This is a genomic window from Arsukibacterium tuosuense, from assembly GCF_900215315.1.
In the GTDB taxonomy this organism is placed as follows: Bacteria; Pseudomonadota; Gammaproteobacteria; order Enterobacterales; family Alteromonadaceae; genus Alishewanella; species Alishewanella tuosuense.
The window spans coordinates 26,037-42,262 of record NZ_OBEB01000007.1; the positions used below are offsets into that span (position 1 = coordinate 26,037).

The 16,226-nt window shown below is 51.4% G+C and carries 11 protein-coding genes; 2 read left to right on the top strand and 9 right to left on the bottom strand.

Annotated features, from left to right (window positions below):
- Positions 1-113 precede the first annotated feature (113 nt).
- A complete protein-coding gene (locus CRO03_RS14265; protein WP_097112318.1) occupies positions 114-4,130 on the top strand; it encodes a cache domain-containing protein in 4,017 nt (1,338 codons plus the stop codon).
- Between the two features lie 60 nt (positions 4,131-4,190).
- Here CRO03_RS14265 and CRO03_RS14270 read toward each other — a convergent pair whose 3' ends face one another.
- The 8 genes from CRO03_RS14270 to CRO03_RS14305 form a co-directional block, all read right to left on the bottom strand.
- Positions 4,191-4,985, bottom strand: coding sequence for a putative hydro-lyase (locus CRO03_RS14270; protein WP_097112319.1), 795 nt, complete (start codon positions 4,983-4,985; stop codon positions 4,191-4,193).
- A 12-nt stretch (positions 4,986-4,997) separates the two neighbouring features.
- The gene (recG, locus tag CRO03_RS14275; RefSeq protein WP_097112320.1) at positions 4,998-7,079 is read right to left on the bottom strand and encodes an ATP-dependent DNA helicase RecG; all 2,082 of its coding nucleotides are present in this window, start codon (positions 7,077-7,079) and stop codon (positions 4,998-5,000) included.
- Positions 7,080-7,153: 74 nt separating this feature from the next.
- Positions 7,154-7,948 (bottom strand): substrate-binding periplasmic protein, encoded by a 795-nt coding sequence (locus tag CRO03_RS14280; RefSeq protein WP_245861676.1) that lies wholly within the window; start codon positions 7,946-7,948, stop codon positions 7,154-7,156.
- Positions 7,949-7,986: 38 nt separating this feature from the next.
- Positions 7,987-8,379 (bottom strand): RidA family protein, encoded by a 393-nt coding sequence (locus tag CRO03_RS14285; RefSeq protein WP_097112322.1) that lies wholly within the window; start codon positions 8,377-8,379, stop codon positions 7,987-7,989.
- 4 nt (positions 8,380-8,383) lie between these two features.
- On the bottom strand, positions 8,384-10,504 hold the full coding sequence (gene spoT / locus CRO03_RS14290; RefSeq protein WP_097112525.1) for a bifunctional GTP diphosphokinase/guanosine-3',5'-bis pyrophosphate 3'-pyrophosphohydrolase: 2,121 nt from the start codon (positions 10,502-10,504) through the stop codon (positions 8,384-8,386).
- Between the two features lie 118 nt (positions 10,505-10,622).
- Complete coding sequence (rpoZ, locus tag CRO03_RS14295) at positions 10,623-10,898, bottom strand: DNA-directed RNA polymerase subunit omega (protein WP_019675213.1); 276 nt, start codon at positions 10,896-10,898, stop codon at positions 10,623-10,625.
- Positions 10,899-10,946: 48 nt separating this feature from the next.
- Positions 10,947-11,579, bottom strand: coding sequence for a guanylate kinase (gene gmk / locus CRO03_RS14300; protein WP_097112323.1), 633 nt, complete (start codon positions 11,577-11,579; stop codon positions 10,947-10,949).
- Positions 11,580-11,661: 82 nt separating this feature from the next.
- Positions 11,662-12,138, bottom strand: coding sequence for a DUF4442 domain-containing protein (locus CRO03_RS14305; protein WP_097112324.1), 477 nt, complete (start codon positions 12,136-12,138; stop codon positions 11,662-11,664).
- A 179-nt stretch (positions 12,139-12,317) separates the two neighbouring features.
- On the opposite strand from CRO03_RS14305, the gene CRO03_RS14310 reads away from it, so the two are divergent.
- Positions 12,318-15,275 (top strand): ligand-binding sensor domain-containing diguanylate cyclase, encoded by a 2,958-nt coding sequence (locus CRO03_RS14310; protein WP_097112325.1) that lies wholly within the window; start codon positions 12,318-12,320, stop codon positions 15,273-15,275.
- Positions 15,276-15,308: 33 nt separating this feature from the next.
- Here CRO03_RS14310 and CRO03_RS14315 read toward each other — a convergent pair whose 3' ends face one another.
- The gene (locus CRO03_RS14315) at positions 15,309-16,220 is read right to left on the bottom strand and encodes a LysR family transcriptional regulator (RefSeq protein WP_097112326.1); all 912 of its coding nucleotides are present in this window, start codon (positions 16,218-16,220) and stop codon (positions 15,309-15,311) included.
- Positions 16,221-16,226: the final 6 nt, after the last annotated feature.

A 16,226-nucleotide genomic window follows, 5' to 3' on the forward strand; every position in this document is an offset into this window, starting at 1 on the left:
CTGACCACAACTTTTAGAAATGAATAACCATAGGTTAAACCGTTTATAGCGGCGGTAATTTGCATTTTACAAAGAATGAGTTATTACTTTATTGTTAACTAAAGGCCAGTACCATGAGTAACAACCCAGCGCCAGCGCAACCTACGTCCAAGTCCGGGCCGAAACGGATTGCCGGCCTGATATTGCTGATGGCTGCTTTACTGGCGTTGGTGGTGTTTGGTTACTATCGGTATGCCCAGGCCCGCGGCAGTGTGATAAACCAGGATTACTTCCGGGTGCTGGCCGAAGCCGGAAGTACCTTCACTGAAAACCTGATTAAACTGCAAAGCTTGTATGACTACCAGGAGAGCGAAACCGCGATCCGCGCCTTATTCCCCAGTTATAAAGTCACCAAGCGGCAACAGCTGAGCGCTGAGTGTTCACAGCAACAGGCTGCTGATACCAGTGTTGTCTGTCCAGACTACACCAACCGTTACTGGCTAACCCAGGATAAGGTACAACTGCGCTGGTACCAATGGTCAGATAAAGACACGGTCAATTACATTGAGGCAGAAATTCAGCATGCCGATTTTCTGCCAGAGCCAGAGCGTGGCTTTAGCCAGCTGCTGTTTGTCACCGAAGACAGCCAGGTGCTGGCCAGCACCGGTGGTGAAACCAGCATTTCCTTTGTTAACCTGACCAGCGTCACCGAAGCGCTAAGCAAGCAGCAGTTCAGCGACTTTTTCAGTGAGGTAACCGATAGCAGCGAGCGGCCCGAGCCGCGCTTGCCCAGTTACAGTGTGCATCTGGATATGAAACTGTCTTATGGCGACTACCGGTTGTTTATTTACCCAATGCGACTGGCCTCTGGCCTGGTGGCAGTAGATTATGCCGCTGACGATAAGGCGGTGTCGCAATTATATCTGGTCGGCTTATTGCCCCGGCAGCAACTGGCAGAGCAGGGCAGCGGCTACTGGAATATTCCGTTACTGTTTGCCACTCTGGTGAGCCTGACCTTTGTCTGGTCGGTATTACGGATGTATCTGCAACCGAAAAACCAGTCGGTTAACCGGCTTTACAGCAGTTTTTGTTATCTGGTGGCCTATGGTTTTTTTGCGGTGTTGCTGGCACTGATTTTCAGCTACCTGACCGTGACCGTATGGCAGCAAAGCCGCCAGCAACAGGCGCAAGACTATGTTGAGCAACTACGGGCCAGTTTAACAAACGACATTAATGCGGTGTTTTCTGAATTACAGGCTTACCGTCAGTATTATCAAAAGCACTGGCAAGGCAGCGCGGCCTATGCGGAGCTGATGCAGCCCGTGCGTGAGTTACAAAAAGTTAATTATCCGCAGTTACTGACGGACTGCCCGCCCGCTGAGTTGGTTTTCGATTTTTACCCACCGGCAATGCAGGTAACGGCAGACCCGCCCTGCTCGCTGCGCACCTTTTACCGGCGGGATAGAGCCATGACACCCAGCCGTCTTCTGTCTGTCACGGTATTGGATGCAGCAGGGCGCTCCAGCCTGCCCTCCGCCTATTACCTGGAGAATAACGCTGCTCCCAAAATCTATGATCTATCGCACCGCGACTATTTTAAGCGGGTACGCAATGGCAATGGCTGGCAGCTGGACTTGGCGGGTCAGCGCTTTGACAATGTTTATATTCAACGTTTGCTGAATATTAATAATGGTACCCGCGGCACCACCATAGCCATGCCTTTAATGGCTGAACCTGATGCCGGCAGCAGCGCAGATGCCGGCTTTGTGCTGGTAGCCGATGTGGTACTGCCTTCTGTCAGTCTGGCCTCGCCCTCTGCCAATGGCCTGCAGTTTATGATAGTAGAACGGCGCAGCGGTAAAGTGCTGTATCACAATGATAACAGCCGTACCTTTGTCGAGAATATTTTCTATATTGGCAGTGAAAATAACCTGCTAAGCCAGACGATTAAATCGGGCGAGCCGACAGGAAGCGATATCAGAGGCGGGCTGGCGGGGTTTTATCATGGCCAGCCCGGTAATTTTATTCTGGCAGCAACACCGGTAGATGAGTGGGCGCTGGTGCTGTTTTACCCGCAGGATCATGTCGATGCCATTATGAGTAATCAGTTCCTGATTTTCAGTGTCAGTATGATCGTGTTCTTTTTACTGCTGATTATGGGTTTACAGCTGGTGCGACGGCTGATTAACAGTAAGTTGGTAAAAAACCGGCTGGCGATACCGCTGGGTTTTGACAGCAGGCGCTTGCTGCTGCTGGTGTCGCTGGTCTGGGGGTTGGTGTACGGCTTTTTTGCGTTGCATACTGCCTTGCAGCTTATTCTTCCCTCAGCCCAGCTGATTTCGGTTACCCCCTGGTTAAGTGCCGGGTTACTGCTGTTAATTGTTGGCTGCTGCGGCTTGTTTTTACGCCAGCGTAAACCGCAGGCGCCGGTGATCAGGCCCGCTGCCAAACTGATTATTGCCGGCAGTGTCGCCTTAATCAGTTTATTACCTTTCAGCTATCTGTCGTACATAAGTAAGGTGCCACAACAGGCATTACAGGCACATTATGCCAAAATGCAATGTATTGAATTTAACCGCGAGCGGGCCGAGTTACATGAATTTGCCTTAAACCGCTTTCCAAATTCGATGACAGAGCAACGATTTCAGCCGTGGCAATTACTGCCGGTTAGCTGGTCATACCCTGAGTTTCAGCAACGTTGTGCCGGCGTAAGCAGTAGTGGCTTGCCAGACGATTATCCTAAGCTCAGCACTATTATTGGCAACACCTACTTATGGCAGTGGGTAAAAACCTTTCTGGTAAGGGTTGAGCCGCTTAACCCAACTGATGACGGCGTGCAGCAGTTGCACGACAGTGGTAACAGCCCTAAATCTGTTGGGCAGCTGCTGGGCCTGAGTGTACGTTTTTTACTGCCATTGCTGTTATTTCTGATGTTATGGCAGTTGTATGTACGACGGGTACTATGGCAAAGACTGGGCTATGACAGCGATTTTCTGCGGCATGTTCACCGCTTGTGTAATCAGACCCAGCCGGCAGCTGCTAAACGTTTGGTTGCCGGGCTGCATTTACAGCTAACAGCCTGCCCGCCTGCCGGTGTTAATTTGCAGACACTGTTGAAACAAGTGCAGCTGACGGATAGCAGCGATAACAATAATTTGCTGTTGCTGCCGGGTTTTGAGCAACTTTACCGGCAAAGTGCCTTACTGCAGCAAGATGAGCAGCTGCAGTTGCAGAATGTGTCGATAATGGTGCAACAGAGCAAAGCAGGCGGGCCACTGCAGGTAACACTGAGCCAGATTGATACCTGTCTGGATGGCCCGCGCCGGCGTCAGCAGCTGTTAGCGCTGATCACTGAATTTAAAACCCTGACCTTACTGGGGCAGCTGAGCGAGTTTAAACTGGTGATGGGCTTTAATACGCTGCAGCGATTAACCATAAAAGATGACCTGGCCGCTGCCAGTGAGCGGGTACTGGAACAAACTGAATATCTGGCCTGGTCGGAGTGTCTGCTTAATTTTAATGTGCAGTTACCGGCCTCGCTGGCAGAACCATTAGACACCGACATGCTGCAGCAGGAAATTAATGCCTATCCGCTACTTGGACCCTTGCCGGTCAGTACTGAGCAGTTAAACCAGCAACATGCTGAACCAGAGCCTGGCCTCTGGCGGGGTAACGACGGTCTGAGTACCCGGCAGTGGGCAACATTAAACTTTATTCTGCAACATGCCGATGCTCTTTACCGCTACAAGTGGGAAAGCTGCAGTAACGAAGAAAAGCTGGCGCTGTATAATCTGGCTAATGGTCATCAGCTTAACCCGCTTAACTGTCTGATGATCGAGCACCTGGCCATTAATGGTCTGCTGCGGGTAAGCCGTGGCCGGTTAACGCTGGTGAACCGCAGTTTTCGCCAATTTGTGTTAAATGCCGAACCGTCTGAAACCCTGCGCCAGCTGGTAAAAGTGGGCGAAGCAGGGGTCTGGAAAAACTATCGGCTGACGTTTGCCATCGTGGTCGTTGTGGTCGTTGGTGGCATAGCGTTAACGTCTGGCCAGTCGTTACACATTGTTGCCGCCTCTATTGCCGGGGTACTGGGCAGTATTATCAGTGTGTTCAGCAGTGGCAGTACCTTGCGCAACTATTTTAAAAGCTGATTTAAAAGCTGATTTAAAAGCTGACTTAAAGGCTAAGAGGCCAACTCATTTTCAAGATACTCAAAGTATCGACAACTTACTGTTGGGGGTATCTAACACCAGCATATGGCCCGGGCTGTGGGTAATGCAAAAGTCTACTCTGGCATTGGCGATAGCCACCTGAGGCGTTACACCACAGGCCCAGAATACCGGTACTTCGCCCGGTTTTATCGTTACTGCATCACCATAATCTGGTTTATTAATATCTTTAATGCCAATAGCGGCCGGGTCGCCAAAATGGACCGGTGCACCATGCACCTGCGGAAAGCGCGAACAAATTTGAATGGCCCGGATAGCGTCGGCCGGTTTCATCGGCCGCATACTGACCACCATGCCGCCGTGAAATACCCCGGCGGGGGTGCAGCCGATAGTGGTGCGATACATGGGTACGTTTACTTGTTCAGTAATATTGCGAATTTCCAGGCCATCGGCCAGCAGTGACTCTTCGAATGAAAACGAGCAACCAATCAGAAAGGTGACTAAATCATCCCGCCAGTAATCGCTGATATCAGTTACTTCATTGGTCAGTTCGCCATTCTGGAAAATCCGGTATTTAGGTAAATCGCTGCGAATATCCAGCTGCTCTGCCAGGGCCGGCATATCGGTGGCGCCGGGCAGGGCGGCCATACCGAGCAACGGGCAGGGCTTGGGGTTAAAGTGACAAAATTGCAAAAAGTCGGCGGCATATTGCTTAGGTAAGATGGCCATATTAGCCTGGACAAAGCCGGGCGCCAAACCTGAGGTGGTGCCGCTGAACTGGCCACTGCGGCACTGCTGACGCAGATGCAGCGGGCTTAACTGTTGTAACTCTTTCATTAGGGTTTTCCTTCAGGCATTGCCATAAATATCTTTGTTTGCCAGCCAGCGCCGGATAAGTTGCTGACTGGCCGCCTGGTCCTGTTGCCACAATTTGGCAGCCAACTGCCGGGCATGCGGAATCAGTTCGGCATCGCGGCTGATGTCGGCAATTTTAAACTGTAGCAGGCCGGTCTGGCGGGTGCCTAACAACTCGCCCGGGCCGCGAATTTCCAGGTCGCGCTGGGCAATCACAAAACCGTCGTTAGAGTCCCGCAATACACCGAGCCTGGCCTGCGCGGTTTTCGATAATGGCGCATGGTACAACAAAACACAATGCGATATGGCGCTGCCACGACCCACCCGGCCGCGCAACTGATGTAACTGCGCCAGACCGAGCCGCTCCGGGTTTTCAATAATCATTAAACTGGCATTGGGCACGTCTACCCCCACTTCTATTACTGTGGTTGCGACCAGTAAGTCAAGTTCGCCCCTGCTGAAGCGCGCCATAATATCTTGTTTTTCTGTGCTTTTTAAGCGGCCATGCACCAGGGCAATATTCAGCTCTGGCAAGGCAGTGGCCAGGCTGGCAGCGGTGTCTTCGGCTGCCTGGCATTGCAGCACTTCAGATTCTTCTATAAGCGTACAGACCCAGTATACCTGCCGTTTATCCTGCAATACGCCATTACGTACCCGTTCGATAATGTCCTGGCGCCGGCTATCGGGAATAGCAACGGTGGTGACCGGGGTACGGCCGGGCGGTAATTCGTCGATGACTGAGGTATCGAGATCAGCATAGGCGGTCATTGCCAGGGTGCGTGGAATAGGGGTGGCGGTCATTACCAGCTGATGCGGATACACCCCGGGGATGCCGCCCTTTTCGCGCAGGGCTAAACGTTGGTGCACGCCAAAGCGATGCTGCTCGTCAATGATAATCAGTGCCAGCTTATTAAAGCTGACACTTTGCTGGAATAAGGCATGGGTACCTAATATCATTTGGGCGCTGCCATCGGCAAGCTGCTTCAACACTTCATCCCGTGCCTTGCCTTTGGTTTTCCCCCCCAGCCAGGCTACGGTAATGCCAAGCGGGCTAAACCATTTACTGAAATTTGCAGCATGTTGCTCGGCCAGCAGTTCAGTCGGCGCCATCAATGCCACCTGATAACCCTGACCTATGGCCGTTAGTGCGGCCAGCGCGGCGACCAGAGTTTTGCCGGAGCCGACATCCCCTTGCACCAGCCGCAGCATGGGCAACGGCTTTGCTAAATCCTGCCGCAACTCGGCCACCACCCGCTGCTGGGCACCAGTAAGCTGAAACGGCAAGGTGGCTAAAAAAGTCTGCTCAATGTCTGGTTTATGAGCCAGGGCAATTGCCCGTTGTTGCTGGCTCTGGCTGCGCAGCTGGTTCATGCTCAGTTGCTGGGCCACCAGCTCTTCCAGGATCAGCCGTTGTTGTGCCGGATGGCGGCCTTGCTCCAGCAGGCTAAGCTCGGCATCCGGCGGGGGCCGGTGAATGTACGCCAGGGCGTCGGCCAGTGACCAGGGCGTACTGAGTAAGTTTGGCGGCAGGTATTCTGCCGGGGTATAGCGCTGAAGGTAATCGAGAGCTGTGTCGGTCAGCTTGCGCCAGCTGGCCTGTTTGATGCCTTCCGTTGTCGGGTATACCGGAGTAAGGGTTTCGGCTACCTGTTGTAACTGCTCATCCTGTTGTACCCGATATTCCGGATGGAGCATTTCAATGCCCCGCGGGCCGCGTTTTACTTCGCCAAACAGCCGCAGTTTAACGCCGGGGGTTACCGCATTTTTCTGGGCCGCACTAAAATGAAAAAACCGGCAGGTTAAAAAGCCGCTACCATCGGTTACCTTTACCAGCCAGCTGCGTCTTTTACCAAACTGGATCTCACTGCTGACCACGTCAGCCAGCACGGTGGCATGAATGGCCGGCATTAAATCGGCAATCGGATAAATCCGGGTGCGGTCTTCGTAGCGCAGTGGCAAATGAAACAGCAAGTCCTGGACACTGGCAATGCCAAGCTTTTCCAGGCGCGCTGCCACTTTGGCACCTACGCCCTTGATCAGGCTGATGCTGAGGCTATCCAGTCGGGTATGTGGCAAAGAGGTCTCTTACTGTAGCGGGAGCATGTTTTTAGTGTAAACCGGGAACGGACACAGGCAAAGTATTAATCTGCTTAGGGTTGTTGCAGTTTAAGCTCTTTCACATCAGGCCGGTCCTTCGGGTTGCGGATAAGCCGCGCTACGGTGCCGTCGTCAATCATGGTTTGTAAATGTTGTTGCAGCAAGGGTTTTAACGCGGCATTAGGACTGTTTCTGGCAATAGCAAGATGAATGTTGTTGGGTGCAACACCACTGAAATCAAGCGGGGCAATTTTAAACCGTTGCTGATAACTGCTGATAGCCTTGATGGCTTCAGTAGTACTGATTGTCGGCGCGACCAGGCCATCAATCCGGTTGCGTAGCAGCATTTCCAGCGCCACTTCTATGCTGTCTACCTGAGCGATATGACGTGACTCTTCGGCGATAAGCGCCATGGTAGCCGGGTTGTACAAATAGTGGCGTAAGGTTGCCAGGGTCAGGCCCCGTAACTGGGCTTTGCTGTCAATCAGTCGCTGGTCCGCTTTTCGCAGAAATAAGCTTTCTGCCACGTTGCTACTGTATGGCAGCAAATACATAAACTGGTTGCGCTCGTCGCTGTATCTGAGGTTGCTCATCAGGTCGACGTCACCCTGCTCCATTAGCTTTAAACAGCGGGCCAGACTGGTGCGGGGGGTAAAACTCAGCTGAAACCCGGCCCGTCTTGCCAGTTCCTGCATCAATACGACCGATGGACCGACCGGTGTGTCGCTGTTGTCGTACTCATGAAAATGCGGAAAATGATCCAGGCACCAGACCAGTGTCGGTGGCGCAATAACCTGTGGCTGAATTTCTGCCCCAGCCGGTTTTGGCAGCAGCCAAAGCCACAGCATCAGAGCTGAAAGGCAATATCTTGCTGTTGTTTTGGCCATCAGTGAGTGGACGGCACTTCCATCACGCCGTCAATTTCAATTTGCGCGCCACGGGGCAGGGCACTGACCTGAACCGCCGCTCTGGCCGGGTAAGGTTCGGCAAAGTATTCACTCATGATCTGGTTAACGGTGGCAAACTGCCCCAAATCAGTCAGAAAAATATTAACCTTAACCATGTTATTCAGGTTACCACCGGCTGCTTCACAGACTGCCGTCAGGTTTTTAAATACCTGATGCGTTTGCTCGGCAAAATCTTCTGACACCATCTGCATAGTGGCAGGTACCAGTGGGATCTGGCCCGACAAATAGACAGTGGTACCAATTTTTACCGCCTGGCTGTAAGTGCCAATAGCAGCAGGGGCTGCTTCAGTGCGGATAATGACTTTTGACATAACTTTATTTCCTTCTGTAAACTTTTTGCACGTCTGGCATAACGCGGATTTTTCGCATGACATTGGCCAGATGCACCCTATCCTGAACTGACAGGGTAATTTTAATCACATATTCACCGGTATCCCGATCGTCGGTTATCAGATCCTGAATATTCGAGTTTTGACTGGCAATAAGAGTGGTGAGTTTCGCCAGCACACCCTGGCGGTTAATAATAAACACCCGGATATCGCATAAAAATTGTTTGTCGCTGGTATTGTCCCAGCGAATAGCGAAGAATTTGGCCGGGTCGCGTTCCCAGCCTTTGATGTTGCGACAGTCGCTGCGGTGTACATTCAGGCCTTTGCCCGGAGTAGCGTTGGCGACAATTTCATCACCCGGTATTGGCCGGCAGCATTTGGCAAAGGTTACCAGCATCCCTTCAGAGCCAACAATAAAGGCATTGCTTTTGGGCAGTGGCGAGCTGTTTTTACCGCTGGTGTCATCGGCTTCAAATTCGCCCAGTAAGCGCCGGGCGATAGCGACCGGTAACTGATTACCGAGGCCAATTTCACTGCACAGCGCATCAAAAGATTGCTGGTGGACATTTTTCAGTACCTGCTCAATCCGCTCTGGCGCAATATCTTCCAGTTTTACTTCACCCAGTGCGGACGTTAACAGTCGTTTACCAAGACTAATGGCTTCGTTTTGCTGCTGGCGTTTTAAATAATTGCGAATACCCAGAATGGCCCGGCTGGTTACCACATAATTGAGCCAGTTAGCATTGGGTTTGCCACCCGGGCTGGTGATAATTTCAACCGTCTGGCCGGTTTCCAGGGTTTTGCTAAGCGAATAGGGCCGACGGTCAACTTTGGCGCCGACACAGCGGTTACCGACATCGGTGTGCACCGCATAGGCAAAATCGACTGCGGTGGCGCCAATCGGCAGCTCGACAATTTTACCTTTCGGGGTAAATACGTACAGTTCTTCCGGGTAAAGCTCAGATTTAACGTTTTCGACGAATTCGTAACTGGTGCCGGCACTTTGCTGCAATTCCAACAGGCTTTGCATCCAGCGATGCGCCCTGATTTGCGCCGTGGTATCTTTATGCTCGCCATTTGATTTATACATCCAGTGGGCGGCAATACCTTTATCGGCCATTTCGTCCATTTCCCGGGTGCGCATCTGAATTTCAACCGGAATGCCGTGCGGGCCGATAAGGGAGGTATGCAGAGATTGATAGCCATTTTGCTTCGGGATAGCAATATAGTCTTTAAAACGGATTTCAATGGGTTTGTACAGGTTATGGACCAGACCGAGGATGCGATAGCAGTTATCAATGGAGTTAACCACTACCCGAAAAGCATAAATGTCCATCACATCATTGAACATCAGCTCTTTGTTTTTCATTTTGCGATAAATGCTATACAGGTGTTTTTCCCGGCCGCTGACGTCAGCTTCAATGCCGGCGTCGCTGATCCGGCCGCGAATTTCATTCTGGACTTTTTCCAGCAACTCGCGCCGGTTACCGCGAGCCAGTTTTACCGCACTACCCAGCGCCCGGTAGCGCATAGGGTAAAGCGCCTGAAAGCCTAAGTCTTCCAGTTCGTTTTTAATGTTGTGAATACCCAGGCGATTGGCGATGGGGGCATACAGCTCGAGCGTTTCTTTGGCAATCCGCCGGCGCTTCTCCGGACGCAGGGCACCGAGGGTGCGCATGTTATGGGTGCGGTCAGCCAGTTTTATTAAGATGACCCGGATGTCCTGGGTCATTGCCATAAACATTTTTTGCAGGTTGGTGGCTTCGAATTCCTGATAGTCTTTAAATTTAACTTTATCGAGCTTACTGACCCCTTGCACCAGTTCGGCAACCGTGTCACCAAATAGCCGGGCTAAATCTTCTTTGCTGTATTCGGTGTCTTCAATAACGTCGTGTAGCAGGGCGGCCATCAGGGTTTCATGGTCCATCCGCATTTCAGCCAGAATGCTGGTAACGGCAACCGGGTGGGTAATATAAGGCTCGCCGCTGGAGCGCGTTTGTGGGGCATGCGCGTCGCGCGCGACGACATAGGCCTGCTGCACCAGACTAACCTGTTCGGCAGGCAGATAGGCGGAAACTTGATTTTTCAGGCCTTCAAATAAATACACAAACGCTCCCAAACTTCGACAGCTACAAATTTAATATGCTGGTTAGTAAAGAATATACGTCTAAAACACGCAGATGCCAACGGCTAAAGCGCCGCTGGCAAGGTTTGGCAGGGGGTTTTTACTGATCAGAACCGATAATTGCGGCAACTGCAGCCATCTCGGTCGCCTCTTGCTGCATCTGGTCGCGTTTTTCTTGTTGATCAAGAATGCTGTTGGTAATAAAGCCCTGTTCAATTTCGCGCAGTGCCACCACGGTTGGTTTATCGTTTTCACGATCAACCATCGGCTCTTTGCCTTCCACTGCCAGTTGGCGGGCACGACGGGCCGCAACCAGAATTAAATCAAAACGGTTACCAATTTTATCTACTGCATCTTCAACTGTTACGCGAGCCATTCGCCACTCCGGAGTGTTCAGGTATATTACAAGACCGCATAGTTTACGCTATTTTGCTGGTTTCGCCAACAGTTGTTGCATTAACTGCCGGTGCCGGCTTTGCTGCGACAACAAGCTGTTGCGCTGGCTTAACACGATGTGTGACAACTCGCGCAGCGCCTGATTAAAATCGTCATTGATAATCAGGTATTCGTATTCATCGGCGTGTTGCATTTCGCTTTGTGCCTGCGCCATACGTTTGGCAATAACCTGTTCGCTGTCCTGCCCCCGCTGCACCAACCGTTGCTGCAACGCTTCCATACTGGGTGGCAGAATAAAAATACCCAGGGTGCCAGGCGCCTGTTCACGAATTTGCCGCGCACCTTGCCAGTCAATGTCAAGAAACACGTCGATACCCTGGCGCAAATTGGCAATAATTGCACTGCGCGACGTACCGTAATAGTTGCCAAATACTTCAGCCCACTCCAGAAATTCGTTGTTCGCTATCAGCTTTTTAAACTGCTCAACACTGATAAAGTGATAGTGTTTGCCGTCAACTTCACCCGGCCGTGGCTGGCGGGTAGTGTGCGAGACACTGACCTGCATATCAGCATGGTTGTTTAGTAAGGCGTTAATAAGAGAAGATTTGCCCGCGCCACTGGGCGCCGAGACAATAAAAAGATTACCACTGAGTTCTTGCATTGTTACGCCCGGATACGGCCACTGGCCAGAATTAACTAAAGGGCAATTTTAGACTGTCCGCTGCCGCGGTGCAAACCAAACACTAACGCTTGGTTTTTGCTTTAACTGACAGGGTCAGTGTGAAGGTTGCCATTGGCTCTGCACCGTGCAGGCTGGGGCAGGTTACCACCACGGTTACCGGTTTATTAACCCGCTCGCCACTGGCCAGCGATTCATCCAGCATTTGATCAATGATGTCGCCGTCGTTGCTGGTAAAGTGAACCGTGGCTTCAGGTCGCTTTAAAAACTGGCCCTGCACATCTTTAAAGGCAAAATTAGCATTAATACCGCGGGCTTTGGCTTTGGAGAACACCAGAAAAGCACCCGCCAGGTCGGCACCAATAGCCAGCGCGCCAAAATAGACACTGCCCAGATGGTTTTTGGTACGCCAGCTATGCGGCATTGTCACTTCAAGCGTGCTGCTGCTCATCCTGACAATTTTGGGCGAACAAAAGCCAATTAACGGAATATAGCGCCAGGCAAAGAGCTTGAGGCCCCAGTTAGCTTTAAACAACGACATGATAAACCTGTTTTGTTGCCAATAATTTATCGAGCTTAGCACTGGTAAGACCATTAGCGCAACAGTACCGCTGAGAGGCTAAAAAGTACCATTCGTCAGCTTTTGGTAAAAACTGCCACAGGCTTTTTAGTAAAGTAACAGCTATTATCAGGGGGTATACAGAACAAGGAGCCGGTTTAGTGTTCAGATATGTTGCGGCGACAATGCTGTTGTTAATGCTGTTGTCAGTCAGTGCCTGCCTACATGCCATGCCCGGCGTGCTGGACAAAACGTCGCTGTTATACCGGGGGTGGTCAGTTGAAGCCGGACTGCCGCAAGTGTCTGTTACTGCTATGGCGCAAGATGAACAAGGCTATATCTGGCTTGGTACCCAGGGTGGTCTGGCCCGGTTTGATGGTCATCAGTTCACCGTATTTAATACCGCTAACACCCCTCAACTGTTATCCAACTTAATTACTTCATTGTATGTAGACAGCAAAAACCGGCTGTGGATTGGTACCGTCAATGGCTTAAGTTATTATGCCGATGATCATTTTACGACGGTTGATACCCACGATATTGAACCCGGTACTATTACCAGCTTTGCTGAGTTACCTGACGGCCGATTTTTTATTGGTGCTAATCAGTTATACCAATGGCAACAAAATCAGTTGCAGCCGGTTGCAGAGCATGCCGGGCCCGTTTTCCAGCTTTACCAGCAGGACAGCATTTTATGGATAGGCGGCCAGGATGGGTTTGCTTCTTATCAGCAGCAACAGTATCGCTGGTATCCGGCGCCGGCCGCTGCAGAGGCGTTACAGGTTAGCGAGTTGGTTGCGCGCAACAATGTTATATATTTGGGTACAAACAAGGGGTTGTATCAATGGCAACAAAACCGCTGGCAACATCTGGCATTACCGGGCGCCGCCCCGAACAGCCGGATTGAGTTATTGTATCTGGATAACAAGCGGCAAGTATGGACGTCTACTTTTGATGGCCTTTACCAGGTAAAGCCCGGCCAGGTAATACAGGTGCAGCAGCCTGGCAATGCCAGCAAACCTTTTAGCTGGATTGAAAGCATGCTGGAAGATCAGCATCAGAATGTCTGGCTGGGCAGCCGTGCTCATGGTGTTATCCGGTTGCGAGCGGCGTTGACGGAGCGTTACAGCAGCGCTGCCGGTATCCCGGACCCTTATAGCTGGGCGGTGCTGCCCTGGCAGCGACATTTAATGGTTGGAACCAGCGAAGGTGTCGCATTACTCAGAGACGGCGAGTTTCAGCCGCTGCTGGCCAATCAGCAGTTACCCAGTCCCTTTGTGTACAGCCTGCTGCATCAACAGGACAACCTGTGGGTTGGCACCCGTGCCGGCTTGAGTTTACTGGATGCTGATACCCTGGCCTGGCAGAAAAACTTCCCGCAAACCGCACACTTGCTTATTACTACAATGATCACAGAGCAGCAAAGAATTTGGGTGGGCAGTAACGGTGGTCTATTTGTTTTAGAAAATGGTGAGTTATCACAGCAGGGTATTACTTCGCCGTTAACCGACTTAAGTATCAGAGCGTTATTACATGACAGCAGTGACAGACTATGGGTGGGCACTGAGTCAGGCTTATATTTACGTAGTACTGAGCAGTTTCAGCCGGTGCTGGATATGCCGTTAGCCGAAACCTTTATCAGTGTGATTGTTGAATTGCCTGATGGCAATATGCTGATTGGCAGCTTTGATCAGGGCTTTGTGTTGGGCAAGCCAGGCAACTGGCAGCATTTCAGCCAGCTAAACGGTTTGCCCGGTAATGGTGTTATGCATGCTGCGCTGGTAAACGACAAGCTGATCATCAGTAACTTTGAAGGCTTTTACCGGCTTGATTATCCGGCCTTGCAGCAAGGTACAGTAAGCCAGTTGTATATGTTAGTTGATGATCGCCAGCCGGAGGCCGCCACTGACTCACATCGTTGCTGTAATGGGGCGGGCAGCAATAAAGGCGCCGTGCATCAGAACAAACTCTGGTTCCCAACGCTCGACGGCATTATCGCCTTGCGGTTAGACCGGCTTAACAGTTATGCACCAGTGCCCGTGCCGGTGATGGAAAGTTTAACTGCCGCTAATCAGCAGTTTAAAGGTGATACAGTTAAGTTGGCACCCGAGCAGCGTGACTGGCATTTTCAGTTTAGTGCACCTTATTATCATCAGGCGTCGTCAATTGAAACCCGTTACCGGCTTGAAGGCTACGAGCAAAACTGGGTTGATGCCGGCAGCCGGCGTGAGGCGTTTTACACAAATTTGCCGCCGGGTGACTATCGTTTTTATGTGCAGGTAAAAGTCGCCGGCGACTATCGGTGGAGTGACCCCACCACTATCGATATTCAGTTAACACCATACTGGCATGAAACCTTAACCGCCCGCTTGCTGCTGTTGGGGCTATTACTGGCATTATTCTGGCTGGTATATCGTTTGCGGTTAGCATCATTAGCCAATGCCCGCGAAGAACTGAGCCGGCAGGTTACAGAGCGGACTCAGGAGTTATATCTGGCAAACCAGAAGTTACAGCAGATGAGTATGCAGGATGCGCTGACCGAGCTACATAACCGCCATTATCTGGATGTAAATATAGATGCCATGCTGGCCCGGGCCCAGCGTAATAATCAGCCGCTAGCCTGGGTCCTGTTAGACTTAGACAACTTTAAGCGCATCAATGATCAGTATGGCCATCAACTCGGCGATAGTGTGTTAAAGCATTTTGCCGGTATTTTGCAGCAGCATAGCCGCAGCAATGACCACCTTATCCGCTGGGGTGGCGAAGAGTTCCTGATGGTGCTGGAGCAAAGTAGTGAGATCCAGCACTATATTGAACGGCTGCAGCAACTGGTGCACAACTACCCCTGGCAACAGCAATTGGGCGCACCGGTAAGCATTACCTGTTCGATTGGTGCGACTATTCAACCGCCGGGCTGGGACTGGGAATACAGTTTGTATCTGGCAGATGCCGCCTTGTATAAAGTTAAAAATTCCGGTCGGGCTGACTACATGTTGCTGCAACCCGGCCCGGATGCCCCTGCCAGTTTAACCACCAGTGATAAGAAAGCCGAACTTGACGAGGTGCTAACCAAAAAATGGCTGGCAGCCAGCCGGGGTAAACAGCTGGCCGAAGCTTAAGCTGCCGGTGCGAATTGATTAAAGCGTCGTGGATCAGGGCAATAGTGACTGCACGATGTTCAGCGCGAGTTGCACCTTTGCGCTTTCTCCGGGCGAATATTTGGTTACTATCGACTGATTAAACGGATACTGATACTCGTTGGGTCTGATGTAACGTAGCTGACCACTTTCGATATAGGGCCGGGCAATTTCTGCCGGTAAAAAGCCAATATAACCGCCGGATAACAGCAGGGCCAGCCTGGTATCAAACTGATAAGCCCGGGCGCCTGCTTTAAGCTTCTGCAGTTGTTTCCGCCCCTCGGGATTAATATCAATACCAGGATGAATAGCCGGGTAACTGCCCAACATGTCGTCATCAATGTTGTTATCTGCGAGGCTGAAAAGTGGATGGCTGGCACTGCAGCACAAAAATATCGGGGTACTGAACACATGCTGATACTGCAGGCCGTCTATCTGCCGATAACCCGGCATCAGGGCCAGATGTGCCTGATCTTTCAGCAACGCCAGTTCAATTTGCTGTAATGGCAGTACATCCAATGCCAGGTTTAGTTGCGGCGCCTGTTGCTGCAACGCTGCGCATAACTTGCTTAGCAGCGCCAGTCTTGACTGATCCAGCTGATCGGCGGTCAGAATCACCAGCTCGCCACTGCACTCGTCGGTTAAACTGGCGACTAACTGACTAAATTGCTGATGGGCCTGTTCTAAAGTCTGAATTGCGTTGTAAACCGCCTGGCCCTCCCGGGTCAGCGAAAAGCCCTGCCTGCCACGATGGCATAAACTGAGCTTCAAGCGCTGTTCCAGGTTAGCAATGTGAATACTAATGGTAGAGCGACCAATATTCAGCTCCGTCTCTGCCGCGGTAAAACCGCCGCAGTCCACCACCGTCTGGAAAATTCGTAGCAACTTGATGTCGTGCTGAGTCAGGTTTTTCGGCAGTTTGGCCATATAGGT